Origin of the sequence: Natrarchaeobius versutus (genome assembly GCF_041205745.1) — an archaeon.
Taxonomy (GTDB): domain Archaea; phylum Halobacteriota; class Halobacteria; order Halobacteriales; family Natrialbaceae; genus Natrarchaeobius; species Natrarchaeobius versutus.
Genome location: NZ_JBGFCC010000002.1, coordinates 516,439 through 542,241, shown reverse-complemented (window position 1 = coordinate 542,241; position 25,803 = coordinate 516,439). Strand labels below are relative to the sequence as shown.

The following is a 25,803-nucleotide window of genomic DNA, read 5'->3' as shown; positions in this document are numbered from 1 at the left end:
TTCAATCCCGTTCTGGGTTTTCTCCCTACTGCGACAAGATCATGATACCCATGCTCTCGAAGTTGACGTTGTTTCAATCCCGTTCTGGGTTTTCTCCCTACTGCGACCGTCCACCGCGACAGTGGCATGGTCGAGTTGACCGCGTTTCAATCCCGTTCTGGGTTTTCTCCCTACTGCGACCTTGACGTCATCGTCGCCGTCAGGCATGGGTTTCGAGGTTTCAATCCCGTTCTGGGTTTTCTCCCTACTGCGACGGTTCGGCGATGCAGTCGATTCTCGAGTTGATCAGTCGTTTCAATCCCGTTCTGGGTTTTCTCCCTACTGCGACCCCATAAACAGTGCAAGAACCACTCGAAGAAATACGTGTTTCAATCCCGTTCTGGGTTTTCTCCCTACTGCGACAGTGACAATGAGCACCGCTGCCGGCCACTCCGACGATGTTTCAATCCCGTTCTGGGTTTTCTCCCTACTGCGACCTTCACGCCGCGAGGAATACGCTGGGACACTTTACCGTTTCAATCCCGTTCTGGGTTTTCTCCCTACTGCGACAATTTGCGAGTCATGTCCGTGCAGAGTGCTCAGTGGTTTCAATCCCGTTCTGGGTTTTCTCCCTACTGCGACCAACCCCGACACGCGGAAGCTCGAGATCCAGATCGAGTTTCAATCCCGTTCTGGGTTTTCTCCCTACTGCGACGGTCCGGTAGTCTCTCTTGGATCTTGGTGTTACAAAGTTTCAATCCCGTTCTGGGTTTTCTCCCTACTGCGACCGCAGAGCCAAAACGCCGTGCTCGAGGAGCACGCTGGTTTCAATCCCGTTCTGGGTTTTCTCCCTACTGCGACTCTATCCCCGAACGGGTTGATAGTCTCGCTTCCATCGTTTCAATCCCGTTCTGGGTTTTCTCCCTACTGCGACAGCAACCGTCTATGAGCTGTGTATCCGTCATCGAATGTTTCAATCCCGTTCTGGGTTTTCTCCCTACTGCGACTCGGCTCGAGGACCATCGTCAGAGCTCATCATGAAGTTTCAATCCCGTTCTGGGTTTTCTCCCTACTGCGACCGTCGCGAACCCGCGAATCGCGCCCATGTTAGTCGTGTTTCAATCCCGTTCTGGGTTTTCTCCCTACTGCGACCGCTCAGGTACTTGCCGAGATACTGCCCAGCCGTCTGTCGTTTCAATCCCGTTCTGGGTTTTCTCCCTACTGCGACGGTCGGGACGGGTGCATGTGTGGATAGACCGACGAGTTTCAATCCCGTTCTGGGTTTTCTCCCTACTGCGACCCAGCAGTCTTGGCGGTGGACTTGGTGGAGGTCCGCGTTTCAATCCCGTTCTGGGTTTTCTCCCTACTGCGACCTGGTTTGACGATCTCGAAGACAAAGGGCTGGTCGAGTTTCAATCCCGTTCTGGGTTTTCTCCCTACTGCGACACTTCGATTTTATTCGCGTGGGGATGCTCCCATTCGGCGTTTCAATCCCGTTCTGGGTTTTCTCCCTACTGCGACCGGCGCTCGAGTCGCTGGTGTTCTACTCGGACGTGTTTCAATCCCGTTCTGGGTTTTCTCCCTACTGCGACTTCGTACTCGCTTTCCTCGTTCTCACGGGGGATTGATTGTTTCAATCCCGTTCTGGGTTTTCTCCCTACTGCGACAGGGGGTGGAGATACCAAGAGCAGGCCAATAATTGTTTCTCCGGCTTTGATTACGTCCTCCCTCTTCGTGAACGGGGGCTGTACAAGGAGTTTAAAATGGTCGATGAACGCCGCTGCTAGCGGCCAGTCCTTTGGGCCAACGACAGCAACTCACCGGAGAAGACAGCACGAACTTGTTTGGCCTTCCCAGTCGTATCAGATTCGACGACACCGGCGTCCTCGAGGTCGTTCACGTGTCTAATCACCGTACTTTTCGACTGGTCGGTCTCGTCGGCAATCGACGAGAGCACTTGCCAGTCTTCGGCTGCTACAATACATTCGAACGTATCTATCGCTCGCTTCGGTATCGTAGTAGTCAAATTGGGGAGTCGCCATTCTTGGACCGTGCTATCCAGATCACTGAAGAACAGTGCTTGATCGATCGTCTGAACCAACACGAGGGCTGCGATGGTTAATGGGAGGAGGATATCCCGTGGACCACCGCCGAGCGAGACTACCACTTCGCGTTCCGAGTCAACATCAGTGACGACTGCACAGCAGTCACGAACCGTCGACTCGAACGTCTCCGTCGATATACGCTCGATCGAACAGGTTGCCCTCGGTTCAATTTCTTGCAGTAGTTGTTCAACATCTGCAACTGCCTGCATTGCTCGCTCGGTGTCTGATTCTGTACTCGGACGCAACAGGATCATCGTATCGTCGGGACCAAGTCCCTGTTGGACCACTGGACGGGTTACGCGCCGCGTATCGTACCCGATCGGAGAAATGTACGTTCGCACGCGTTCTGTGACAGGTACGAGACGCAAATACCTATCGATGCAGAAATATGCCGTATTACACACTGAAGAACATTTAACTGCACATATTTGTCTACTGGCAAACAATATTAAGTGACCCCCCTCCAAACGTTCCGTATGGCAACAACCGACGGGATGGACGCTCAGTCCACTTCACGGGTTCGCCGGGTAACGGCCACACTCACGCCCAAAACCCGGTTTCCCGTTCCACAGTCCGACGGCTACTCCGTCTACTCGGCGTTGCTGTCTGTGCTGTCCGGCGTCGACGCCGAGATCGGCGCCAGCGTACACGACTCACCGATGGGAAGTCTCCACTGCAGCGGCTTACAGGGCCCCTTCGGCGAGAGCGACAGATCACACCACAAGACGCTGCTCCCCGGCAAGACCTACGACCTGTCGCTCGGAATCGTCCATCCTGACGATACCGACGTCTTTCAGGCGCTCGTAAACGCGCTCGTGCTCGAGGGCGAATCCATCGGACTGAGCCACGGCGAGTTACGGGTGGATCGCTTCGAGAGCGAGAATACCTCTCACGCGGACCTCCTCGACGAAGCAGCTGACGTCGACGACCCCACGCTCGAGTTCGACTTTCGAACAGCGACGTGTATCGAAGAGGCTGGTTCGGTCACCACGATGTTCCCCACGAGGCAAGCTGTTTTCTCGAGCCTCCTTGGAAAGTGGAATCGGGCCGCACCCGAGGATCTAGAAATCGACATCGATCGGGAGACGATTTCGTCATCCGTGATCGAGAAACCGGACGCCTCAAGCTACCGTACACACAGCGTCCTTGTTAATCGCGTTGAAGGAAACGACGGGAATCCACGTCCAATCTTCAGGCAAGGCTTCACCGGGCGTTGTGAGTATGCCTTCAAGGATGCAAGTGACAGTGTGGAAAACGCAGTGACGGCACTCGCACTGTTCGGCGAATACTCTGGCGTCGGAAGTGCAGTGGCTCGAGGGTGTGGTAATGTAACTGTGGAGGTTGGTGATCAATGAATCCTGAGGCTGCTCGAGAAGCTCACGAGACAATCGTCGGAAGCACTGATCTGTACGGGAATATTATCGATGCAGCGGGGAAGTACGATGCCAAAGTAGATTCTACTGCGAACTCTTCACTTGCGGCGCACATCCTCAATGCGATCACGATTGGTGTAAACGCGTTCGTGTACGAAGCAGTTGGCCCCAACGAAGACCTGTTTGAAGACTACGGCGAGGACGTGCAGGTTCTTGCAGCCGCGCTTGCGCTCCACGATACGAATAAGTTTGTACAGGAAGCCTACGGCATAGACGTCGACGGAAACAATGCCGAGGCGTTTGACTGGTACTTTGACCCTGAACCGGACGAGGATGGTGACCAGCGCGAAGGAGACCCGTTCGGAATTGAAGCGTTCCTCGGCGAAGGGTACCGGGACGATCTCCAGTACCTCGTCCAACGAACGGAAAGTACAGAGGACAGCTCTGGAACGCGTGGGATCAACTCATCATTCCGGGGACTTGAACGGTATTGCCGAATCGGTGATAGTACAGCCTCTGTTGCGCTACGAGATGGAGTCGACGGAGTCTATGACCAGATGTGCACCTTGATGGATTCGGACAACGTTCACAAAATCGAATTCACGCAACTCGAGCAGCCGATTTTGAATGATGTCCTTCTTGGTACGGTGAAGGAAATAATTTCCGGAGAAATAGACGGCGATACGTATGGCGTTGTCGTAGGAAGCACATCTGACTCAATTGTCTATCTCGGGGATTCGATTAGACGAGATCTTTTAAAAGACAATGTGATGGAACACCTTCCTGAAAGAATAAGCCACAATTTCGACTTTGAATGTAAATTGGGTTGGAACGCGTTTGAATATGATATTCTTAGCGAAATTGAAATGCCAGTTGAACACAAGGAAGATCAGATAAGAAAACAAGCAAAGGAGCTTCTTCTATCTGGTTCAGGACGTGATGACGGATTTGAGTCTATCCCACCTAATTTCGCAGAAATACTCCCTATTCTGATCAAAGCAATATATGATCTGGGAATGAAAGAATATCCAACTGATAAACTCACAGATGCTTATCTGGAGGTCTATGATTCCATTGATGGTTCAAAACAGCGTAAAGCACAACTGATAAAGATTGAGTTTTTAGCCCATCTGTGTGACAAGCACGAAGAATATAGTGAGGATTTTGAGGCATTAGATGAGGAACTAAGAAAGGATTTCCAGAATGATCTAGAGCCAGAGACAGATGCTATCAGTGCTGTCGTAAAACGATCATTTGGGAATTTGAAACCGAATAAAATTCCTGATAAGAGTGAGATGTGCTTCATTTGTGGATCAAAAGCTGAGAATGAATATAAGAAGGGTCACGAAACCATTTATCAAGCTCAGGGTTATTCTCGTCGACTAACACCGCATGGTAGTCCAAAATCGATTTGTAGTGTTTGTAATCTCGAATACAGTCTTTTGTTTGATATTTGCACTCAAAACGGCTTGAATTTGAATCGAGGTCGTCCAGGGAGCCGAAACTTAGGCCTGCAAATTGCATACTATTATTTTGACGACTTCTTAGGCGACCTTCGTCTTCGGAGTGAACGTGCTGGAATGCCGATTGGTGAGAATGTGGACTTGAGTGACCGGCACACGACTGCAAGTCTATTTGAGCCGCAATACTATATTCAGCCCTTCAAATTTGGAGATCATCAGCATATGAGTGATGAAAATCACCGGATGACTATTGTTCGACAATTGATGCAATCTGCCCAGGAATCTGGGATGAAGGTGGTCATCGGACGACCGTTCACGCGCTTCGAGAGCGCGGATACGGTCTTTGCTGATGAGGAGGCCACCCGACCACAAGAACTCCTCAACCTCGACGAAGCAGAACGATTCGGACCGATGCCGTCGTTCGTCACGGAAGACCGAACGGACTCGCACCTCAGACGTGCACTTCAACTATTCAAAATCATGAGTATGGTCGGGCAGGACGCGAACCTGAGCAACTCCTACCTCCATCTCGACCGTGACACCTTCCACAGTATCGCAGACTTTGCAGTTGTCAACCACGACAACGCAACCAGACTCCCGGACTTGCGGGAGTACTTCGAAAATTACCATCAAAATGCACTTATGGACATGAAAACCGTCGCTGAACGGGGAATTGACCTGTTTGGCCCACAATACAACAGCAAGTACAAGAAGACGAAAGTGTTCCGAGAGGCACTCGACGCCTTCCTTAGCGGAAAGAGCCAACAGATGGCTGACGACGAACTCGTCGAATACGTCGAGAGCCAGGTGTACGCTGCAGCCGATCGTGAAGACTACGCTGGGCATGCGACGACCGACCAAGCGGAGGCGTTCGTCGAGGCGATCCGTTCGTATCTCGTCGAAAACGACCTCTACAATCTGAAGAAACTCTCGGATTGGGAAGACGCACTCGTCAACTCGTACTACTACGCATACGACCAAACACTTCAAAACCAATAATGACGCTCGACTATCCAGACAAAGGCCTCGTTGAATCGTTCGGAATCTACCGCAAACGCAAACCGTCCGTCACCCTCGTTGTGAAGCGTGACGTAACCGAACCGACGCTGTTCCGCAACTCCAACCATGACCGTGCAGAAACGCAGGAGTTCGGCGAAAAACTCCACGCGCAGGTCAACGGTGAGAAGTTCACCAGCAAAGAGCGACTCACCGGACTAGATCTGTTGCGGGAATTGGACGACGAATTCGTTCACGAAGAGTACGCGTATAACGAACCAGTCGACCTCGAGAAGTCACTAAACGTCGGAACGATCACGTATGGTCTCGCAGGGACGGGTGATCAAGACTTCGCGATCAAGTCTCGAGTGGTGGAAGGGTATACGTATACGACCGAGGAGTACGATCTGATGAATAAGGAAACCCGAAATGCCGTCTACGAGTCCGGGACCATGCGTGACGCTGACGACAACCAGTCCGAAGCCCTCTTCGACTTCGTTAAGGTACAACCGGGTAACGATCTGGTCCACTTCATCACACTGGAGGCAGCGACCGGCCCCATGTTGTTATACGCCCTTCACAACGTTCTGAACACCGGAAAGTATGGGGCACGCGAGACGCGAACCGGCCGAAACGTTCGGAATACTGTACTCGGGATCGTGCTCGGCAACCACGATACGTCGCTGTCCACCGGTGAACTCCTCATGGAGTACCATAGCGAAGAGGCAGCCCTCGAGGACAGTATCGGTACGTACGTCGATAGCGTGCGGCGCTCGGACTGGGATGTCTACGGTGAGTTTGACGGTGCTGATGACGCACCAGAGTGGTTCGATCGATTGGTTGCAGTCGCCTCTCGAAAGGCAGACGATGCCGATGACGTGTTGCGAGATGAGTTTACGAGCCTGATCGAGGACGCGAAAGGCGAGTTACTCGGTGATGATTGAACAGACGTTCGAGGCGACGCTGTATGCCCCGCTCTTCTACTCGAGTTCGGAGGGGCGTGCGATTCGGACTCAGCCAATGCTCTCTTCGACAGCGTTGATGCACGCTCTCGGCTATCGATACTTCGGAATGGAAAAACGTTATGCGGAGTTCGGGAATGACGCCACGTCGGCTGATTACTCCCACCTCAAAGAAGCACCGTTTTTCGTCACGGATATGCGTCCGATTGCCGTCCAGACCGACGAGCGGACGTTTCGGAGTACGGATTACCGTTCCGAGCGACATTTCACGACCAATGATACGGACCTCGCAGACCAGATCGCTGGTACGAAGTCTATTCCTTCGATCTTAGAGGACTCGGGAGCAGCGTATCAAACGATTCGGAACTACGTTGGAATCTCGCCTGGATCGAAGTTCGAATTCACGGTCTGGAGTGAAGAGGAACTCCCTCATCGACCGTTTTTCCGGATGGGGATCAAACAAACTGGAGAATTTCGAGCAGCGACCGCTGAACTCGAGACACTCGTTCTGAACAAATATCTCCTCTCAGAAGTGTATGAGCTATCGGACGAACTGCTTGCAGCATTGATGGAGCAGAGCCAATCGTTCGAGCGGGGGAATGATCCACGGTTACAGCACTTCGTTGGGGCGGATCCCGAGTTCGTTCGTGACCGTATCCTTCCGGAGGTACTCGGATGAACCAATTCACCGTCGGAAGTGCATCTCTCGCAACAGAGCCCCCAAAGGAACCACTCAAACAACAAGGGTTCGATCAGGCTCGGGCCTTCCAGAACCGAGTCATCGAGTGGATCGAGGACGGGACTGAATCGGTCTCTGTTATTCGCGCACCCACTGGTGCAGGAAAGACAGCAACCTTCTACGAACTCATCGAATCACGAAACATGACGTTGCTGGTCTATCCGACGAATGCACTGTTGCGCCAGCAACGCGACCGATTCGAGAAAGAGGAGATCGATACTGCAGTTCTCAACGGAAACTCTCTGGAGGGACACGGGCACGAGCGGACGGAAAACCTTCTTGCGTTCGTAAACAGATATGTCTCGGATCACGACGTCGTACTCACCAACCCTGACATTCTCCAGGCCGCAGTCCAGGCGATGTACCGTGGTGGTGACGTTATGCGCTTTTTCAACTTCTTCGATGGGATCGTCTACGACGAGTTCCACTTCTATGACGCTCTCGCTGCGAGTGGATTACTGCTCCAAATAAAGATACTCGAGGAACGTCAGCCCGATCCGAAGATCGTGCTGGCATCAGCGACTCCAAACGAAGACTTCGTGGAGTTTCTCGAGGAACGGATTGGGTTGACTGTCCACGACATCGATGCGGAGTACGTTGACGACGGTGACCAGTTCCGTCAGTCGGTAGACGTCATTAGACACGAAGATCGGCGAATCATCGAACAACGAAACGAGATTGCCACTGCGTTACAGGAAGAACTCGATTCAGTCGACAGCTACGACGAACCACACACTGTTATCGTGTTCAACAGTGCAAAGGATAGCAACGATTTCCACGAGTTCCTGCATACCGAATATCCACGGGTATTCGAACACGTCGCAAAGGACAACGGGTTCGACACGAACGATGAGCAAGCGAACCTAGACGACACGGACTTCTATATCCTCAATACAACGAGCAAGGGTGAGGTTGGACTGGACTACGACGTGACGACTCTGTACATGGAAAAGCCATTCGACGCAAGTGCATTTCTGCAACGGTTCGGGCGTGCTGGTCGCCAATCCGAGGCAACGGTTCACGTATACGGCCTTGGACAGGGACCCTGGGGAGACGATGTCGACTTTCCAACGTTTGCGGGGCAAATCTACGACGGATTCGATCCATCAGAGATGGATCATGGATGGCTTTCGGACCTCGTTGGGTTTCGCGCTGCGTACGCAATTGCTGTTCGAGAGGATGATTGGGGATGGTTCAACCAGGAACTCCGTGAGGATTTCGAATCAAACATCGAGAAGTACAGTCAATGGCGAGGGTTTATTGCAACGGTCGACGATGAAATCGACGAAATAAAGGATGGATTCGGTCCTGGGAAGTATCAAAATGCGGATAAAGAAGCGAAGCTGTTGCGCTTTACACGCTCCTGTTTCGAGGTCTTTCGGGGCCTTCGTGGACAATCGTTGTCAGCATCGGTCAAGTACCCACGTGGCGATCGTTTAGGACTGACAACGTACGGTCTGACAACAACACTGCGAAATTACGACATCGATCGAATAGAAGACGATGATGTTCTCATTTTGAAACCAAGCGGGGACAATGCGTTCTCAGTAGTAACAGCTCGACTACCTGAATACGAGTCAGAACCGACACAGTACGACAAACCAACGTACGAAATCGAGGACCTCCTCCAGACGAAGATACATCGCCGGATCGATCAAGCGGCCCTCAACAGCGCGTTCGAGGTTAGTGAGGACCTCTTACATCGGTTCTTTCAGATTATCCGTATCGTTGACGCTGTCGTTCCAAGTCGGATTACCACTTCCGAGTACGAAATCGATATCGAAAACGAAAGTAACGGCCCACCAGTGATTGACACCCGGCCTCGATCAAGATGACTGATGAATTGATCAATGTATCTGACCTGAACCAGTACTCATATTGTGCACGTCGGTACTGGTATCTTCATTTCTTCGATACCCAGGGGAGAAACTACGAGCGGATCGAGGGAAAAACGAAACACGAGAATCAGTCTACTCGAGGCGACTGGTTGAACGAACTCTACCTCGAATCCGAAACTGTCGGCCTGAAGGGGAAAATCGACATTCTCGATCTCGAAGACGACCGTGTCGTGCCAGTCGAACGAAAGCGAGCTGAGAGTGGAGACTATTACAAAAGCGACGAAATGCAACTCGCGGGCTACTGTATGCTTCTCGAGGATCACTTGGACAAGTCTGTTCGAGAGGGTGCGATATATCTCTACGAGACGGATCAACGAATGCACATTCCGATTACAGAAGATCACCGGGAGACGGTCCGCGAACAAATTGCGGAAATCAAGTCGATGTCTGCCGATTCAATTCCCCCGTTCACAGATAACCCCACAAAGTGCGAGGCCTGTTCCGCCAGAGAGTACTGTATGCCCGCAGAAACCGCTCGGCTCGAACCGGACAAGGTCGCCGGGACGGGCTGGGAGGATCAGGTATGAAAGAATCCGAAGGAATGTACGACGAGGCCGTCCTTTTCGTCACGAGGCAAGGTGCACAGATTCGCGTCGACGGCGGCCGGATTATCGTCTGGGACGTCGACGGCGACGAGGGGGAACTTGCCTCACGCCCGATGGAAAAGATCGACACGATCAACGTCTTCGGTGGGGTAAACTTCTCGACGCCGTTCGTCGCGAAGGCCAACGAACACGGAATTGTCCTCAACTACTTTACCCAACACGGGAAATATCGTGGCAGCTTCGTTCCAGAGAAGAACACGATTGCGGAGGTCAGACGAGCTCAATACGCACTCTCGAGTGAGGAGGAACTCGAAATTGCGAAGGCGATGATTGCGGGCAAAGTCCGGAACGCTCGGACCTTGCTCTCGCGGAAGGGGGTCCATGGAACAGACGTGCTGAAAGACCTCGGTATTCGTGTCGGAAGCGCCCAGAATAAGGACGACCTCCGTGGGACCGAAGGCGAAGCGGCCGAACGGTACTTCGCAAGACTCGACGAGACACTGATCGATGGGTGGACGTTCGAGAAACGAACGAAGCGACCACCAGAGGATCACATCAACTCGTTGTTGTCGCTGACCTACGTCTTCATGAAAAACGAGGTGCTGGCCGCGTTGCGTCAGTACAACCTCGATCCGTTTCTGGGAGTCATGCACGCAGACCGCCACGGTCGTCCATCGCTTGCACTCGACCTCCAAGAAGAGTTCCGCCCGATCTTCTGTGACGCGTTCGTTACGCGACTTGTCAACCGAGGCGTTGTGACCCACGATGACTTCCGAAAGGACAACCGGCTGTGCGACGACGCGTTCAAGACGTACCTCTCGAAGTTCGACGAATACATGCAAGAGGAGTTCACCCATCCCCACTTTGAGTACACGGTTACGCGTCGAAAGGCCGTCCGGCAGCAGTCGATTCTCCTCCGGAAGGCAATTACAGGAGAAATGGACGGGTATCACGCACTTACGTTCGACAGATAACCATGCGTCTCGCAATCACCTACGATGTCAGCGACGATTCGAACCGGCGTCGAGTGTACCGTACGCTCGAACGCTATGGGGCGTGGAAACAGTACAGCGTCTTTGAGCTGGAAATCTCAAAAACTGACCGGGTTGAGCTGGAGGACGAACTCGAGTCACATATCGATCCATCCGACGGCGATCGTATTCGTATCTACCGTCTGTGTGATTCTTGTGTTGACGCAATCGAGGATATCGGCGCTTCACAGTCTGGAGAGCAATCGAACGTCATCTGAAGTCGTGTAGTTTTGCCCCCGGTTTCATCAACCTTTATAAATTGCGTGTACAGCCATAGTCGACGACAGCAGTAACGAGATTCAGCCGTCGAGAAACGCTTATTAGGCCTATAGCCGAATGATTACCCCCTGTCGCGACGGACTGAAAACCCAGAACGGGATTGAAACAACGTCGTTGTCGTCAGTCATTTTGTCCTCCGTGTCGCGACGGACTGAAAACCCAGAACGGGATTGAAACTTCAAAATCCGCAAGTTCAACGGAATGCTGATCTAGTCGCGACGGACTGAAAACCCAGAACGGGATTGAAACTCCATGTATTCCTGAAGATCATCTGCGTCCCAGTCGGTCGCGACGGACTGAAAACCCAGAACGGGATTGAAACCCCGGCATGAGCGGAAAACATCGCGTGACGCACCTTTGTCGCGACGGACTGAAAACCCAGAACGGGATTGAAACATCCATCGGATCGCTGACGACCGCGGCGTCTCGCTCGTCGCGACGGACTGAAAACCCAGAACGGGATTGAAACAGGGTAATACGGGGCTACCGGCCGCGCTGGCCGCTGGTCGCGACGGACTGAAAACCCAGAACGGGATTGAAACATATAAAAGACCTGACGGGCACCGTTTCGAAACACTCGTCGCGACGGACTGAAAACCCAGAACGGGATTGAAACAAACCGTCTGGAAGCGCGACTAACCCCGGTCGGGTCGCGACGGACTGAAAACCCAGAACGGGATTGAAACACGTTCCGACAGAGTCAGCGAACGACCGGGGACACGGTCGCGACGGACTGAAAACCCAGAACGGGATTGAAACACACCATGAGCCAAGCATCAGAGCCCAACAGCAATCGTCGCGACGGACTGAAAACCCAGAACGGGATTGAAACCTCGATGACGTAGAGGACGTACGGCCCTCCAGTCTCGTCGCGACGGACTGAAAACCCAGAACGGGATTGAAACTTGTTTACGTTGGGACTGAAGACGGTGAAGTAAAATGTCGCGACGGACTGAAAACCCAGAACGGGATTGAAACGGCAACCCACGCTCGAGATCGACGACGACTGGTTCGGTCGCGACGGACTGAAAACCCAGAACGGGATTGAAACGCAGTGTGCGAAGACTGCGATAAAAAACTCGAGGAGGTCGCGACGGACTGAAAACCCAGAACGGGATTGAAACCTGTTGCTTACGACAGTGACAATATCATGATTGCACGTCGCGACGGACTGAAAACCCAGAACGGGATTGAAACGCCGGCGACCGTTTCGCTATCGAGTAGCTCGACGGTCGCGACGGACTGAAAACCCAGAACGGGATTGAAACAGTCACGAGACAGTACCGCACGAGACGAAGCAAGAGTCGCGACGGACTGAAAACCCAGAACGGGATTGAAACGCAACAATTTCGAGAGGACCATGAACGACGAACTTGTCGCGACGGACTGAAAACCCAGAACGGGATTGAAACATCGACCTCTCGGATGACCGCCATCCGATGACGGGAAGTCGCGACGGACTGAAAACCCAGAACGGGATTGAAACCGATTTGATGGCCACGAGGTAGATTCCACTTTGATTTGTCGCGACGGACTGAAAACCCAGAACGGGATTGAAACGACTAATGACTGATTATGTTTTCCCTGAAGATTCGGTCGCGACGGACTGAAAACCCAGAACGGGATTGAAACGTTTCGGTGAAAGTACCCGTCCCCATTTTCGCCCGGTCGCGACGGACTGAAAACCCAGAACGGGATTGAAACCTCGGTCGATCGCCCGACCACCTCGATGCCGCGATGGTCGCGACGGACTGAAAACCCAGAACGGGATTGAAACACGATGACTAACGTCTTCGAGATCGACGCGACGACGAGTCGCGACGGACTGAAAACCCAGAACGGGATTGAAACGCGACAGCGAGCCCGCCGATGGCTACTGGAATCATCGTCGCGACGGACTGAAAACCCAGAACGGGATTGAAACGCTCCGAACGCGACCGCCGGACGAACAACTATTCAAGTCGCGACGGACTGAAAACCCAGAACGGGATTGAAACATCCGGTTCAACGCCGGCGGCGTCCCCGAGGACGAAGGTCGCGACGGACTGAAAACCCAGAACGGGATTGAAACAAGCATGACTGCGCGAGATCCGGACCATCAGGTCAGTCGCGACGGACTGAAAACCCAGAACGGGATTGAAACCCCGACCGCTGATCCACTTTGTTCGGGACAACGTCGCGACGGACTGAAAACCCAGAACGGGATTGAAACCGGTCAGCATGGCCGATGGGAACCGACCACTCAAGCGGTCGCGACGGACTGAAAACCCAGAACGGGATTGAAACAACGATGATTGTTGATGCCGCGTTAGTGGTGCTTCTGTCGCGACGGACTGAAAACCCAGAACGGGATTGAAACAACGATGATTGTTGATGCCGCGTTAGTGGTGCTTCTGTCGCGACGGACTGAAAACCCAGAACGGGATTGAAACGAACATTTGGGTCGACGTCGTCCCATGGACCTCGCAGGGTCGCGACGGACTGAAAACCCAGAACGGGATTGAAACATAGTCCCTTCCACAACCGTACTGTCAAATTCTGTTGTCGCGACGGACTGAAAACCCAGAACGGGATTGAAACCGGTCAGCATGGCCGATGGGAACCGACCACTCAAGCGTGTCGCGACGGACTGAAAACCCAGAACGGGATTGAAACAACCGATGACGGTCGACTGGCGCGTCCTTCGCGAGTCGCGACGGACTGAAAACCCAGAACGGGATTGAAACTGTAGCCCTGTAACTCGGTATCGATCTGGTCGTACGGTCGCGACGGACTGAAAACCCAGAACGGGATTGAAACGTCGCCCTGGGGTTGAACGTTCGCGATGCCGCAGTCGTCGCGACGGACTGAAAACCCAGAACGGGATTGAAACCCTTCGCGACTGGCCTGTGGGAGTTCTGTCCGGGCGGTCGCGACGGACTGAAAACCCAGAACGGGATTGAAACTTGATCCCGCGCTCGGAGTTGACAAACTGGGCGACGGTCGCGACGGACTGAAAACCCAGAACGGGATTGAAACACGACCGCGTCCGGCCGCGAGTACATCGTCGATATCGTCGCGACGGACTGAAAACCCAGAACGGGATTGAAACAACGGGTCGAGACCGACGAAACCGACTACACGGCGCAGTCGCGACGGACTGAAAACCCAGAACGGGATTGAAACACTCGGACGTCGACTTTATGGCGACCGCGACCGGCGAGTCGCGACGGACTGAAAACCCAGAACGGGATTGAAACACGATGACTAACGTCTTCGAGATCGACGCGACGACGAGTCGCGACGGACTGAAAACCCAGAACGGGATTGAAACGCAACTACTTATAACTTACTATTGTGTAGTAGCAACCGTCGCGACGGACTGAAAACCCAGAACGGGATTGAAACGCAGTTGCCAACGAAGGCGGTGGAATGGGTGACTGGAGTCGCGACGGACTGAAAACCCAGAACGGGATTGAAACCCCGGACAGGACTTCTCGGCGGAAATCTACGACCGGGTCGCGACGGACTGAAAACCCAGAACGGGATTGAAACAGAGCGCACAGACCAGCGTTGAGATCGACCTCGGTGAGTCGCGACGGACTGAAAACCCAGAACGGGATTGAAACTATTCGGGATCATCGTCGACGAGATCGCCGTCGACGGTCGCGACGGACTGAAAACCCAGAACGGGATTGAAACATCGTCGGCTCGTAATCGTCGACGCGGACAGCGAGATGTCGCGACGGACTGAAAACCCAGAACGGGATTGAAACGCTTCGATCCAGGAGACGTGGTAGGATGCACGAGTGGTCGCGACGGACTGAAAACCCAGAACGGGATTGAAACATCACTGACGGGATCCACGCGATAGGCTCCCCCGCATGTCGCGACGAACCTCTCCGCCGCGGTCCAGAGTCGCGACGAACCTCTCCGCCGCGGTCCAGAGTCGCGACGAACCTCTCCGCCGCGGTCCAGAGTCGCGACGAACCTCTCCGCCGCGGTCCAGAGTCGCGACGAACCGAAAACCCAGAACGGGGTCGAAACAAGATAGATGCCATCACAGTAACGATGAACTCATGGAACGTGAAAGTCAGTGCACTCCTGCTCGCGAAATGGCAACCAGCGCCGATTGTGCTAGTCGCCCGATGTTCTGTTGACGATCACTTTGGAATCGACAACCAGTACACGGAACTCACCAACCGTAAACCGAACCTCGAGATCAGTCTGTGGACTCGTTGAGTTTACGAGTTGCTCGAGAGCTTCGACGTCGATTACCCGATGCAGCTGGTACTCGTCACGAACGAGTCCGTGCTCTTCGAGCGTATGAACGATCTCGAGCAGAAGCGTCTCGTCACTCATCGCTCATCACCTCCTCGACTACATCGATGATCTCCTGAGACGTCGAACTAATGCGCTCGAGTCGGTCAAGCAATGTCTCCGGTTCGTCTCCCTCCCACGCAGCGAGGTAGAACGCTGACCCACTCGTGTCCAGCCCAAAGTATCGACCAACAATGTAGCCGACAGCTTCGGCCTCGAGTTCCCGCTTCGGTCGTTCGTCTTCGGTATTGATACCACTGTGTAGCAGTGCATGAGCGTACTCGTGAACGAGTGTGACGGCGAGATCAGCCTCGTTTTCACGATCACGCACTTCCACGAGTGGCTGTGTCCCCAATCGATACTGACAGATGCCCTTGGCGCTGCCGTGAGACCATTCCCGAGACGGGACGATCTCAACCTCTACCTCGAGTACGGATGCCGCCTTGAGGAGCCCTGGGATCAGCTCGTTCGCGTTACCGAGTGCTTCCGTCTCGAGTTCCGGGAGTGGCTCTCCCTCAGTCTGCGAGACATCGAAGACCGGCGTCGGCCGAAAGCCGACGAGCCCTTTGTCCCACTCGTCGGGTTCAGTATCGTCGTATTCGCAGTCACTCCGCTCGTGATACGATGGTGAGTTCCCGCATTCAGGGCACTGTTTCGCGATGATCGGTGCCCAGATCCAGATCGCCTTCTCACCCTCTCTTACGTGCCGGTCGAATTCGTTTTGCCACGTTCGGTAACCGGCGACCGTGGTCGCGTGCGGGCACTGCAGTTTGATTAACAATGTGTTCCGGTACGAATAGTCGTGGAACCGGCTCTGGACGTCGAGCCACTCTTTGAATTGGTCGCTCGAAACGGCGTCGTCAACCTCCTCGACAAGGTCTCCAAGCCACGCTTCGATCGTACTGTGCATCTCGTCGTGCCGGGTATCGGAATCGTCGAACGTTTCCCGGGTGCTGCTGCTCGTAGCCATAATCGATTCGTGTCTCTCGAGTCGAACTCGAGAAGACCTCCACCACCCGGTAGGGTCTCAAAAAACACGCAGACAACGAACGGATGCGAAGTCGCTAGTCAGTCGATATTGACGCTTCCATGTCTATGTAGCTGATGCGTTATCTGGTTGTCAACGCGATCGATTTCATTATCCCTACACCAGAAATTATATTATTGTAGGTTACATCCATTGGGATGGAAGCCATCGCGCTCCAAAACAGCGGACGCGGGGGCATTGCGTATTGAAATGCCCCGGGTGTAGGCGCACCCGAGACGGTGGCTTCCAAACGCGGCACGTTTGGCTGCCATGCTTTCGTTACTCCTACCGAGACAAAAAGGTCTCGCACGACGGTTGAGTATCGCCAACGATCAGTTACAGCCCTGGCTGAGTCACCGCTCCCCTCCGAATCGCGCCCGTCTACATAACTCGAGTCAGCTCCAAAGTGGTCAGTCACCCTGTCGCCAGGGGCGACACGCAAGGAGGAACGACGAATGAGCTCCAGTGAGATCCCCTCGAATGGATCCGATGACGAGCTCGCAGAACCCGTCTGTGATCGGTGCAGCGAGCCGATCCCGGCCGAACGGGTGATCTCCCTCTCGAGCGAACCCTGCCACGAACTCGCCGACCGCTACGCAGCTGTTACGAGGACGTACTGTCCCGATTGCATCGCTGCTATTGGAATGCTCGAGTTCACACCGGAGGCCCGCCCGAACGCCGACTCGGAGTGAGGATACTCAGACACCACCGTTTTATACAGGCAATGACTCATCGAAGAGACCACGTCCCCTTTTGTCTCTATCCTTTGCGGATGTGCTACCAGCGAGCCGTATTCACACAATAAGTGGATTCGTCGGTACGGTCGCTTAGAGCTTCTTGAGCTGAGACCGTAGGAACTCGATCAATTCGTCGATCTCGTCCTCTGGTAGTGCTTTCTGCTGGAAAACACCCTTGAACGAATCCGCAAACCCTTCGTGTTCCAGTTGTTCCACCACATTTTCAATCTGTTCGGCAAGTTGCTCCGGATTGCCCCGATGAACGTGATGTTCGATCTGATCGAGATCAGCTTCAGAACCAACGATGACGAGATCTCGAGCATCCGCAAGCCGACCGCTGTGGAGTTTGAGCCCGAACAGTAAGGCGGGTTTCGGGATGCGAGCGGTTAGATTGTCCGTTATCTCTAGCGGCTTGATTACACTGTGTTCGTGGAGATATCGATATGACCATTCGGCATCGGTCTGGCGGCAACGGAGTGTACCGACCAGTGCGTCGAACTCCACGGTGGTGTCGCTAACCTGTTTCTCGTATCTGACGATGCGCCCCTCGTAGACGTTTGCAATGTCGTTGTCGAACTCCTTCCTATAGTCTAATTCGCCGAGCAGGTCATCGTACGCCTCGAGCTCCGTCTCAGGGATGACCATATCGACATCGGTGGTGAAACGCGTCTGGAAAGCTGAGACTGCCCAGCCTCCAACGAGAACGTATGGAAGTTCCTCGTTCTGTATGGCACGATGCGTATCGATAAGTTCGGCTTGTCGCTCTTGGAGACTCATATTCAAATCTGCTCAGTCAGCAGGTAGCTGATCGTGGTGATTCGAGTCAATATCGACATCATACTCATTGGCGATAATCTCCAACGCTGGTTCGTATGCCGCTCGAGTCTGCATCATCTGTTCGACCGCATCGTCTAACGGAATCACCGGGTTGCCATCGTTCCACTCGACATCGATCCCATCAGTCTGGGGGAATAAGACGTAGTGGACGCTTCCGTCGACATCGTCTGCATCCGGTCGTTCGCCAACGGTGGTATCGATTCCGAACCGTTCGAAGAACTCGATCCACCTATCGATGTCACGCTCGTGGATCTCGATAAAAACGGGGTAATCATCGTGACTGCGCGCGATCTGGTATCCACCATCCGTCCATATGTAAGCGGCATCGATTTCGGTGTATGCGTACTCCATACCGGCAAAGTGTGGGATCACGTACGCGTCATCCTGCGAGACTTCGTCGCGGCTGTATAATGTTCCCATCATCTCTTCGTATCGACGGCGCATCTCGTAATCGGCGACCTGAATTCCACTATCGGTTTTCGAGATAATATTAGCGTCATCCAATCGATCAATCCAGTCGTACACCCACGAATACGATGTCCCAATCTTATTCGAAATTCGGTTGATTGAATCACCACGCTGTGCTACTAAGACGATCTTCGCAGCAGTGGAATTCATAAGTTCGACCGTTACCATCGTTTTCGTTGTTATCTTGAACGAGATAGCAAGACAAGAATCTATCGCCGAGACAAGCACGAAATTCGACTGTATTATCGACCAACCCGCTTCATAACAACTTGCGTTGACGGTCACGGAAGTTCGTGTCTCTCGTCAGCGAAGCCGACGGAAACGAGATACTCGAGGAACTCGTTAAACTGCTCGACGTCACTCGGCGTGTCGGTCGCAAGGTGACGTGCCCACTCGATAGCCCATTGGAAGGCGGGATCCGGGCCGCCCTTGCCGTGAAGATACCCCCACCGGGCCGCTTTCAGCACGACCAGCGGATTCGTCGGCGGCTGTTCACCGGCGAGTCCACGGGTAATGGACTCGATTTCGTCGGGGACGTCGGCGGAATCGACCTCCGCTGATTGCGTGTTGTCGATATCGACCGGGACCTTGTCGATCGAGACGTTGTCGGGATTCTGTTGTTGACTCACTGGAAGTCACCTCTGAGAGCTTTCGAAGAGGCCCTCGCCCTCTCTGGGGGCGCGAAAAACAGGTCGCGAAGTCACGCTGGCGGGAGGGAGACGCTCTGCGCGCCGTCGATTTCCTCTAGGTTGTTTCCGAGACGGTGGCTGAAGTAGCACTCGTAGCTGCAGTATCCACAGATTGCGCCGGTATCGTATTCGGCGACGTACGGGCCGCGGCGAGTTCGCCAGACGTTCGTCCCGCACTCGGTACAGGCGGCGTGCTCGAGATCGGCAGGACTCGGTCCCTCGTACTCGACGGCCATCCCCTCGTCTTGCGGTGTCGTTTCGGGCCAGATTCCGTGGCCCCTCCAAAACTCACGGATGCGGGCGAGGCTGTGGCGCACCGTCTTTCGGACGGTGACATGTCGGCGTTGCGACCGCTGTCGTCCCAGCCGTCGGCCGTCCAGAACTCACCGAACTGTGCGCCACGATGCAGCCCGTTCCAGTCGACACCGACGATGTCGGCCGGTGGCTCGTGGGTGAGTGTCGGTCTGGTTAACTGTCGAATGGCGTCGAACTGCTTGGGCGGACTTCCGCCAAGGATGTGGACGCGCCGCCCTCTCCAATCGGCTGAGTCGGAGAACTCGTGGGCCAGGCGGTCGGCGTATCCCCGTGAATCGCTCTTGTGTAGCACTTTGTTGATTTCACAGCGTGGCTTTGACAGCGTGTTTGAGCGCTTCTCTCCCTGGTTTCCGCAGTAACATTCGCCGAAGTTGAAACGCTCGGAGATACTGTGTGAGTTTATCTTTTGAGATGCCTCGATGAGGCGAGAGCCACGGTCGCAGCAGCGATCCGTGTGGCTCTCGCAGGTGTTAGCGTGAACGTCTTCGTCGGCGTATTTGCCGTCGCCGTGGACGACGTATTCGCGGTCGAATGCATCGTCCTCGGCCAGCGGATCGTAGGCACGAAATCCATCGGGCAACAGCTGAGCAGTATCAACAATCTCCTACAGAAGAGCGTATGGGATATTTTGTTGCTATCGAAGCTGCACTGCCGTCCTGGGCGGTTACGAATCGGTGTGATTAGTATGAAGGGATGCGTATAACTACGGACGAAATGGAAAATCGGGTTCCCTACCACCACGAATTGGATAAGCAATTCTCGGTGGACTTTGTCAGCCCTGATTTGGAAGCTATAGGGGTCCGCATCGTCGGGTATGAGGCTCACAAATCGGTCAAGGTCGAGTCCTTCGAGTTAGACCGAACCGTCTACGTCGTCTATACCGCGTCCGGAGCGAGCGGGGCCGCGGATGAGATCGACTACGACCTTGTCGATTTCATTGACTCGATGGAGCCGGCGAACGGCGTCATCGCGACCAGACTGGTCGACGTCTTCAGAAACGTTCTCGAGGAGAACTACGAGGAGGAAGGGAAGCGAGTGCAGGCGTACAAGGACATCGCGGCCGAAGAGATCGAACCAGCGCTCAATCAGATCGACTGGAATGGAACGGCGGTTGAGGTGGCGGGTCGCCTGGCCTCGAACCTGATCCTCAAGCACGCGCTGCCCAACGCGAACCATCGAACGGCTATCGGGATGTGCCAGCTCTATCTCAGGCGAGTGAACCCGGACTTTTCGATGCCAGAGACGGCGACACAGCTCGATGGGGCCGATGAGTACGACTGGATGGAGTGGGTCAATGACTACATCAACGAATCCAAACGATTGCTGACGGTCCGACGAAAAGGCGGCCGGGTCAGGTATCTCGAGGAGTTTGGATGCGACGTGCTCGTGCGAAAGCACGATATCGAAATCCCGCTCGAGGAGTACGAGTTAGATCTTCAGCGAAGTGAACGATGGAAACACTATGCAGAACAGCACGAAGGACTGTGGATCGACTTCACCGAGGAAGCCGTCCGTCGAGCAGGAATGACCGAGTTGCTCGATACTAACGGACTCACAAAACACGAATTCGCGGACGAACTCAAAGAACTCGAGTAAAATTAGTCCTGAAGACGAGCGACGGTCCGACCGGTCTCTTCCACTTCTTCGCTCCGGCTCATTCCGAGACGTTCCTCTAATTCTCGGATGTTGTCTTCGAGGGTCATAGCTCTAGGTCGCTCACTAGGAGCCATAAATCCACCGGTGAAAATAGGGTCTGAAATAACAGAAAGGACGGGTGTGTTGGAGAGCCATTTTTCGGGTGGTTTTTCGGCAAGCCACAGTTATGATGTGTCCGAAAGGTATGTAGAAATCGTGGCTAAGACGATGCGGTTCTTTCCAATGTTTTCTTGGGTCGTATCTTAGGGCCTAAAACGGTGGGAATGGCTTAAGTTAATGATGATCATTTTATTTTACGCTCTTGTGTAGCACATTGTTGATGGAGCGCTCTCTTTCGATTGTGCGCTGATTGCGATGAACAGAGTCATCGGTCGGGAACTGCTCTACACGTCGATCTCGATCAAGCAGACGAGCAACGCAACTGGATCAACAATCTCCTACGGAAGAGCGCGGCTGAAAGAGAGCGCAAATCCGGTCGTAACGGAGGAATTACGGGAATGGCGCGGCCGCGCCATTCCCTTGGAAGGTGAGCAGATCCACGATGTTGTGGATGATCTGCACCGCGAGTACATCGACGTGGAAGTCGAAGCCGAGTTCGACCGAAGACCGTACGGAGGAACGCAATCACGCGACAGGAAACGGTTTCGCGTCGTCGGCGTCCGCAAGGAGGACGCCGACGACTACCACCTGTATATCACGAATCTGCCGAGAGAGGAGTTCCTGCCGTCAGATCTAGGGACGATCTATCGCTGTCGGTGGGAAGTGGAGTTGCTGTTCCGTGAGTTGAAGACGCAGTACGAACTGGATGAGTTCGACACGTCGAAGAAGCATGTCGTCGAAATTCTGCTGTACGCGGCGTTGCTGTCACTGCTCGTGAGTCGTGAGTTGCTCGATCTGGTCACCGACCAGGCGGACGATGAGATCGTGTTTCCACCAGAACGCTGGGCGGCGACCTTCCGGTCGCACGCCCAGCTCATCCTCCACGAACTCAGCGAACACCTCGGCTACTCGCCGCCACCGCTGCTCGACCGACTGATCGACGACACACAGAAGATCCACCAGCAACGGCCAGTGTTACAAGAAACGCTCGCTACCGCTACGCAACGAGGTGTGAGTCTTAGCTAAAGACGAATAGAGTGTGATCACAGTATTAGTGAAGTATTGATCGAGGCCCATCCTGAATCTGTTCTCGAGATTCTAAGAGGGTTGTAGAAAGATCCGGACAGCATTGTTTCTGTGGACTTGTTGATGGAAATCGCTATCGATCTGGGAATTGAACCGTCTGTAGTTGAGGATGCGCTTGACGGGTTGAAGCAGGAAGGTATGGTTTATGAGCCGGAGCCGGGGCAAATCCGTGTAACGCATTTTGAAACGTCTCAGAATCAGTCCCCTGCTCAAGGTCAGTCATCATCGGTCGACTTAACCAGGTTAGAGGATCGTACGATAAAGCCTGAAATCCCGGAGATCCCTGGCGAGGGTGAGGTCCGGTGCAGTCTTTGTGGAGCTGTCCGGGCTGAAGAAGAGGTGAAGATTACGGTGGTACGTGGGAACACTCGACACTTCTCCAGAGGAGGATGCGACAAAGAAGACGACACAGGCGAATCAGACGACAAGGAATCAATTGCAAAGGGAATGGTTGTTGAACGGGTTGAGTGCAACGGCTGCGGTAAAATGGTCGTCAAATCTGAGGCAACCGAAAAGGACCGTATCAACGATAGAGCAACCGTATGGTATTGTAACGACTGTTAGACTAGCTTCCTGTTAGCGTTAAGTTGACAAAGGGGTCTTGAATACGGAAGATCAAATGCCTCGAGGTCCCCAGTACACGGACGATGAATTACTGGATGAGATAAGACGATTAGCAAACGAGGTTTCCCGCTATCCTCCGCTGAAACGAGATATGAACAAACACGGGAATCACTCTGCAGGCGCTTGTTCACGCGATGAACGAAGTCCCTTGCTGGCCCTGAAACGGCGTAAATCGGCGATTTGATATCGGCGGTTCTGACTCGAGTTCGCACTCACAGAGCTATGAGTCTCGAACCGATTGAACCGGAAACCGCGCTCGAATTGTACCTGGCTGACAGGGAGAACAACGTCACCGAAGCGACGATTCGCTCACATCAATTCCGATTTGGGCATTTCATCCGGTGGTGTAACAACGAGGAGATCACGAACCTGAATAATCTGACTGGTCGAAAGCTGCACCGATACCGGCTGTGGCGGCGGGATGAAGGTGATCTCTCACCCGCAACCGAGAAGACCCAGATGGACACGCTACGGGTCTTCATCAGCTGGGTGGAATCGATCGACGGTGCACCGGAGGATCTCCACGTGAAGATTCGCTCGCCGACGCTAACCGGCGACGATAATGTGCGTGACGAGATGCTCGAGGAGGAGCGCGCCGAAGAACAACTCGCGTACCTTCGACGCTACGAATACGCGTCTCGACACCACGTGGTGATCGCACTGATGTGGCATACGATGATGCGGGTCGGGGCGATCCACTCGCTTGACGTGGGCGATTTCGATCCCGAAGAGAAATCCTTGGAGATCGTCCATCGTGCTGAGACGGATACACCGATCAAGAACAGCACAGACGGTGAACGGTTTATCGCGCTGTCGGATGAGGTGTGTCAGCTTCTGATCGACTGGATTGACCAACGCCGGCCAGCGTCGGTGGACGAAAACGGGCGTGAGCCACTTATTACGACGTCACAGGGGCGAGCTCATACGACGACGCTTCGAGGAGATTGTTATCGATATACGCGGCCATGCATTTCGACTGGAGAGTGTCCACATGGGCGTGACATCGATGACTGTCCGGCGACTGAATACGAACGTGCTTCGGAGTGTCCGTCAAGCGAGAGTCCACATGCACTTCGTCGTGGTGGAATTACACACTCACTCCAGCAAGATTGGCCAATGAAGGCAGTCGGCGATCGAGCAAACGTCTCCGAACAGGTGCTTGAGATGCACTACGACCAACGTACAGAGAAAGAAAAGATGGAACAGCGGAGGGATTATCTAGATCGGCTATAACACGACACTCTGGTCGTATCGATCAGTAATTGAGCACTTCCATATCTTTCTGGCATTGCTCGCAGATACAGTCGTGAGATAGCGAAGGAAGTCTCGCTTGGTACGCAAGACGCGCTGTTCCAGTGGCCTCTTTCAGTCTATTGAGTACCATTACCAGAGTTGTCCGTTCAAATGGAGGTTTCGTTCGGTTCTGTCTCAGCAAGGCTTTTGCGTTTCGCGTGCAATTCGCTACTAGAGATGGCAACGAGAGAAGCGAACTGGGAAACCCCGCTCGATACTGGTGGCGAGGTGTTTGCACTGCTTAGAAACGCCCGCAAAGCATGGATCTATACCTATATCCGCCATCATCCGGAGGCCACCATCCAAGCAATCGTCGAGACGCTTGAGCTCCCACAGCGGACAGTCTACGAATACGTCGACGATCTCGAAACCGCAGGTTTCATCGACCAGGCAAACGAGGGACGACCGGCAGAGTATACAGCTCAGGAGATCGATCTCCAACTGGTAGAAGACGATACCGAACGGCGAATCACGGCGGAGTTGGTCGAGGCGATTGCCCGTCGAACGCAGGACGACGACATCGATACGTACGTCGATCGCCACGGATTGGACGGGCTCGCCGTTGCGATCGAATACGCGCACGAATACGTCGGCGGATCGGTGACGCACCAGATTATGGCTCGCGAACAAGAGATCTCACCCTTGGAGGCGGGTGTCATTCTGGATGCACTACGACCCATCATTGAGGACTGATCGGTATGGAAAGCGACAGAGACGTCGTTTTCATCGATTCGTCGGTCCTCATTAGTTGTGGACGGTGGGAGAGCACACGCTTCCAGGCGCTGGCCCGCGAAACCCGTCGGCGCGATACCGTCTTCCGTATCTCGCCACAGGTGTATGCCGAAGTGACCGGAGACCCAGCTCTCGAGGAGTATACCGCCGATGATGCAGCCGTCGACGAAGCACTTCAAGAGGGATGGATGAAGGTCACCGAAAGTCCATCCTATTCAATGTCGGAAATCTCGAACGTAATGGATCAGGCGCGGAGTTTCATCGCGAGTGCCAGCGATCGAACAGAGGACGCCGTCGAAAAAGCGGATACGGAAATTGTGGGTCTGGCGCTCGAAATGCTTCTCAACGACACCGCTGATCGGATCACGATCGTAACAAACGATATTCCACTTGGCAAAGCGGCAGAATCGCTACTTCCACAATACGGGTTCGACAGCGAGCAGATCACCTGGCTTACCGGTGGGGAATTCGCTGGCGAACTCGCCGAAGACTTCGTTTCCGAATTCGATTGAGTTCTTCGATACTGTTGGTATCGACGACGATCTGCCAGAGAGGAGTCGTTCTCTCGCAA

General features: G+C 53.9%; 21 protein-coding genes, 3 pseudogenes and 2 CRISPR repeat arrays (1 of these 26 only partly in view). Of the genes and pseudogenes, 16 read left to right on the top strand and 8 right to left on the bottom strand.

The annotated features are described in order from the left end of the window. Nucleotides 1–1,646: a CRISPR direct-repeat array (repeat unit 37 nt; unit sequence GTTTCAATCCCGTTCTGGGTTTTCTCCCTACTGCGAC); it reaches 296 nt to the left of the window's first position. Nucleotides 1,647–1,762: 116 nt separating this feature from the next. Beyond that, on the bottom strand, nt 1,763–2,425 hold the full coding sequence (csa3, locus tag AB7C87_RS07835) for a CRISPR-associated CARF protein Csa3 (protein ID WP_369728867.1): 663 nt from the start codon (nt 2,423–2,425) through the stop codon (nt 1,763–1,765). Nucleotides 2,426–2,560: 135 nt separating this feature from the next. On the opposite strand from csa3, the gene cas6 reads away from it, so the two are divergent. The 8 genes from cas6 to cas2 are packed head-to-tail and all read left to right on the top strand — an operon-like array spanning nt 2,561 to nt 11,309. Beyond that, entirely contained in the window at nt 2,561–3,439 is an 879-nt protein-coding gene (gene cas6, locus AB7C87_RS07830; protein WP_369728866.1) for a CRISPR system precrRNA processing endoribonuclease RAMP protein Cas6, read from the top strand. Further along, complete coding sequence (locus AB7C87_RS07825; RefSeq protein WP_369728865.1) at nt 3,436–5,919, top strand: hypothetical protein; 2,484 nt, start codon at nt 3,436–3,438, stop codon at nt 5,917–5,919. Before cas6 ends, AB7C87_RS07825 begins: the two co-directional genes overlap by 4 nt. Then, the gene (cas7d, locus tag AB7C87_RS07820; RefSeq protein ID WP_369728864.1) at nt 5,919–6,860 is read left to right on the top strand and encodes a type I-D CRISPR-associated protein Cas7/Csc2; all 942 of its coding nucleotides are present in this window, start codon (nt 5,919–5,921) and stop codon (nt 6,858–6,860) included. The genes AB7C87_RS07825 and cas7d overlap by 1 nt, the downstream gene beginning before the upstream one ends. Beyond that, nucleotides 6,853–7,557 carry a hypothetical protein gene (locus AB7C87_RS07815; protein WP_369728863.1) on the top strand — a complete coding sequence of 235 codons (705 nt, stop codon included), beginning with the start codon at nt 6,853–6,855 and terminating at the stop codon, nt 7,555–7,557. Before cas7d ends, AB7C87_RS07815 begins: the two co-directional genes overlap by 8 nt. Further along, nucleotides 7,554–9,452, top strand: coding sequence for a type I-D CRISPR-associated helicase Cas3' (gene cas3, locus AB7C87_RS07810; RefSeq protein WP_369728862.1), 1,899 nt, complete (start codon nt 7,554–7,556; stop codon nt 9,450–9,452). The genes AB7C87_RS07815 and cas3 overlap by 4 nt, the downstream gene beginning before the upstream one ends. Then, nucleotides 9,449–10,042, top strand: a complete 594-nt coding sequence (gene cas4 / locus AB7C87_RS07805; protein WP_369728861.1) for a CRISPR-associated protein Cas4 — start codon at nt 9,449–9,451, stop codon at nt 10,040–10,042. The genes cas3 and cas4 overlap by 4 nt, the downstream gene beginning before the upstream one ends. Beyond that, nucleotides 10,039–11,034 carry a CRISPR-associated endonuclease Cas1 gene (gene cas1, locus AB7C87_RS07800; protein WP_369728860.1) on the top strand — a complete coding sequence of 332 codons (996 nt, stop codon included), beginning with the start codon at nt 10,039–10,041 and terminating at the stop codon, nt 11,032–11,034. The genes cas4 and cas1 overlap by 4 nt, the downstream gene beginning before the upstream one ends. Nucleotides 11,035–11,036: 2 nt before the next feature. Further along, a complete protein-coding gene (gene cas2, locus AB7C87_RS07795) occupies nt 11,037–11,309 on the top strand; it encodes a CRISPR-associated endonuclease Cas2 (protein ID WP_369728859.1) in 273 nt (90 codons plus the stop codon). A 131-nt stretch (nt 11,310–11,440) separates the two neighbouring features. Next, nucleotides 11,441–15,198: direct repeats of the CRISPR family, unit length 37 nt; unit sequence GTCGCGACGGACTGAAAACCCAGAACGGGATTGAAAC. A 288-nt stretch (nt 15,199–15,486) separates the two neighbouring features. Here the strand turns inward: cas2 and AB7C87_RS07790 are convergent. Continuing rightward, nucleotides 15,487–15,711 carry a HalOD1 output domain-containing protein gene (locus tag AB7C87_RS07790; RefSeq protein WP_369728858.1) on the bottom strand — a complete coding sequence of 75 codons (225 nt, stop codon included), beginning with the start codon at nt 15,709–15,711 and terminating at the stop codon, nt 15,487–15,489. Next, entirely contained in the window at nt 15,704–16,639 is a 936-nt protein-coding gene (locus AB7C87_RS07785) for an ArdC-like ssDNA-binding domain-containing protein (RefSeq protein WP_369728857.1), read from the bottom strand. Before AB7C87_RS07785 ends, AB7C87_RS07790 begins: the two co-directional genes overlap by 8 nt. Before the next feature lie 512 nt (nt 16,640–17,151). Here AB7C87_RS07785 and AB7C87_RS07780 point away from each other — a divergent pair. Beyond that, a complete protein-coding gene (locus AB7C87_RS07780; RefSeq protein ID WP_369728856.1) occupies nt 17,152–17,388 on the top strand; it encodes a hypothetical protein in 237 nt (78 codons plus the stop codon). A 135-nt stretch (nt 17,389–17,523) separates the two neighbouring features. On the opposite strand, the gene AB7C87_RS07775 is transcribed toward AB7C87_RS07780, so the two are convergent. The 5 genes and pseudogenes from AB7C87_RS07775 to AB7C87_RS07755 all read right to left on the bottom strand — a co-directional run. Next, on the bottom strand, nt 17,524–18,210 hold the full coding sequence (locus AB7C87_RS07775) for a hypothetical protein (protein ID WP_369728855.1): 687 nt from the start codon (nt 18,208–18,210) through the stop codon (nt 17,524–17,526). A gap of 12 nt (nt 18,211–18,222) precedes the next feature. Beyond that, nucleotides 18,223–18,888 (bottom strand): helix-turn-helix domain-containing protein, encoded by a 666-nt coding sequence (locus tag AB7C87_RS07770; protein ID WP_369728908.1) that lies wholly within the window; start codon nt 18,886–18,888, stop codon nt 18,223–18,225. Nucleotides 18,889–19,019: 131 nt separating this feature from the next. Further along, a complete protein-coding gene (locus tag AB7C87_RS07765; protein ID WP_369728854.1) occupies nt 19,020–19,367 on the bottom strand; it encodes a DUF8013 domain-containing protein in 348 nt (115 codons plus the stop codon). A gap of 71 nt (nt 19,368–19,438) precedes the next feature. Further along, a pseudogene (locus tag AB7C87_RS07760) lies at nt 19,439–20,016 on the bottom strand (DUF6610 family protein); the annotation flags it as partial. Between the two features lie 28 nt (nt 20,017–20,044). Further along, nucleotides 20,045–20,316, bottom strand: a pseudogene (locus tag AB7C87_RS07755) (transposase); the annotation flags it as partial. A gap of 140 nt (nt 20,317–20,456) precedes the next feature. Here AB7C87_RS07755 and AB7C87_RS07750 point away from each other — a divergent pair. The 7 genes and pseudogenes from AB7C87_RS07750 to AB7C87_RS07720 all read left to right on the top strand — a co-directional run bounded on the left by AB7C87_RS07750 (nt 20,457) and on the right by AB7C87_RS07720 (nt 25,744). Beyond that, nucleotides 20,457–21,338 carry a DUF8172 family protein gene (locus tag AB7C87_RS07750; RefSeq protein WP_369728907.1) on the top strand — a complete coding sequence of 294 codons (882 nt, stop codon included), beginning with the start codon at nt 20,457–20,459 and terminating at the stop codon, nt 21,336–21,338. A gap of 498 nt (nt 21,339–21,836) precedes the next feature. Next, nucleotides 21,837–22,519: pseudogene (locus AB7C87_RS07745) on the top strand (transposase); the annotation flags it as partial. Between the two features lie 127 nt (nt 22,520–22,646). Beyond that, nucleotides 22,647–23,147: a hypothetical protein gene (locus tag AB7C87_RS07740; protein ID WP_369728853.1), complete on the top strand. Its 501-nt coding sequence runs from the start codon at nt 22,647–22,649 to the stop codon at nt 23,145–23,147. A gap of 55 nt (nt 23,148–23,202) precedes the next feature. Next, a complete protein-coding gene (locus AB7C87_RS07735) occupies nt 23,203–23,391 on the top strand; it encodes a homing endonuclease associated repeat-containing protein (protein WP_369728906.1) in 189 nt (62 codons plus the stop codon). A 38-nt stretch (nt 23,392–23,429) separates the two neighbouring features. After that, nucleotides 23,430–24,440 carry a tyrosine-type recombinase/integrase gene (locus tag AB7C87_RS07730; protein WP_369728852.1) on the top strand — a complete coding sequence of 337 codons (1,011 nt, stop codon included), beginning with the start codon at nt 23,430–23,432 and terminating at the stop codon, nt 24,438–24,440. 171 nt (nt 24,441–24,611) lie between these two features. After that, nucleotides 24,612–25,193: a DUF7437 domain-containing protein gene (locus AB7C87_RS07725; RefSeq protein WP_369728851.1), complete on the top strand. Its 582-nt coding sequence runs from the start codon at nt 24,612–24,614 to the stop codon at nt 25,191–25,193. A gap of 5 nt (nt 25,194–25,198) precedes the next feature. Then, the gene (locus tag AB7C87_RS07720; RefSeq protein ID WP_369728850.1) at nt 25,199–25,744 is read left to right on the top strand and encodes a PIN domain-containing protein; all 546 of its coding nucleotides are present in this window, start codon (nt 25,199–25,201) and stop codon (nt 25,742–25,744) included. Nucleotides 25,745–25,803 lie beyond the last annotated feature (59 nt).

Bases quoted from the DNA above. Each gene is read 5' to 3' on its own strand.
- cas6 (WP_369728866.1), top strand. From the start codon at position 2,561: ATGGCAACAACCGACGGGATGGACGCTCAGTCCACTTCACGGGTTCGC.
- AB7C87_RS07825 (WP_369728865.1), top strand. From the start codon at position 3,436: ATGAATCCTGAGGCTGCTCGAGAAGCTCACGAGACAATCGTCGGAAGC.
- cas7d (WP_369728864.1), top strand. From the start codon at position 5,919: ATGACGCTCGACTATCCAGACAAAGGCCTCGTTGAATCGTTCGGAATC.
- AB7C87_RS07815 (WP_369728863.1), top strand. From the start codon at position 6,853: ATGATTGAACAGACGTTCGAGGCGACGCTGTATGCCCCGCTCTTCTAC.
- cas3 (WP_369728862.1), top strand. From the start codon at position 7,554: ATGAACCAATTCACCGTCGGAAGTGCATCTCTCGCAACAGAGCCCCCA.
- cas4 (WP_369728861.1), top strand. From the start codon at position 9,449: ATGACTGATGAATTGATCAATGTATCTGACCTGAACCAGTACTCATAT.
- cas1 (WP_369728860.1), top strand. From the start codon at position 10,039: ATGAAAGAATCCGAAGGAATGTACGACGAGGCCGTCCTTTTCGTCACG.
- cas2 (WP_369728859.1), top strand. From the start codon at position 11,037: ATGCGTCTCGCAATCACCTACGATGTCAGCGACGATTCGAACCGGCGT.
- AB7C87_RS07790 (WP_369728858.1), bottom strand. From the start codon at position 15,711: ATGAGTGACGAGACGCTTCTGCTCGAGATCGTTCATACGCTCGAAGAG.
- AB7C87_RS07785 (WP_369728857.1), bottom strand. From the start codon at position 16,639: ATGGCTACGAGCAGCAGCACCCGGGAAACGTTCGACGATTCCGATACC.
- AB7C87_RS07780 (WP_369728856.1), top strand. From the start codon at position 17,152: ATGAGCTCCAGTGAGATCCCCTCGAATGGATCCGATGACGAGCTCGCA.
- AB7C87_RS07775 (WP_369728855.1), bottom strand. From the start codon at position 18,210: ATGAGTCTCCAAGAGCGACAAGCCGAACTTATCGATACGCATCGTGCC.
- AB7C87_RS07770 (WP_369728908.1), bottom strand. From the start codon at position 18,888: ATGAATTCCACTGCTGCGAAGATCGTCTTAGTAGCACAGCGTGGTGAT.
- AB7C87_RS07750 (WP_369728907.1), top strand. From the start codon at position 20,457: ATGGAAAATCGGGTTCCCTACCACCACGAATTGGATAAGCAATTCTCG.
- AB7C87_RS07740 (WP_369728853.1), top strand. From the start codon at position 22,647: ATGGAAATCGCTATCGATCTGGGAATTGAACCGTCTGTAGTTGAGGAT.
- AB7C87_RS07735 (WP_369728906.1), top strand. From the start codon at position 23,203: ATGCCTCGAGGTCCCCAGTACACGGACGATGAATTACTGGATGAGATA.
- AB7C87_RS07730 (WP_369728852.1), top strand. From the start codon at position 23,430: ATGAGTCTCGAACCGATTGAACCGGAAACCGCGCTCGAATTGTACCTG.
- AB7C87_RS07725 (WP_369728851.1), top strand. From the start codon at position 24,612: ATGGAGGTTTCGTTCGGTTCTGTCTCAGCAAGGCTTTTGCGTTTCGCG.
- AB7C87_RS07720 (WP_369728850.1), top strand. From the start codon at position 25,199: ATGGAAAGCGACAGAGACGTCGTTTTCATCGATTCGTCGGTCCTCATT.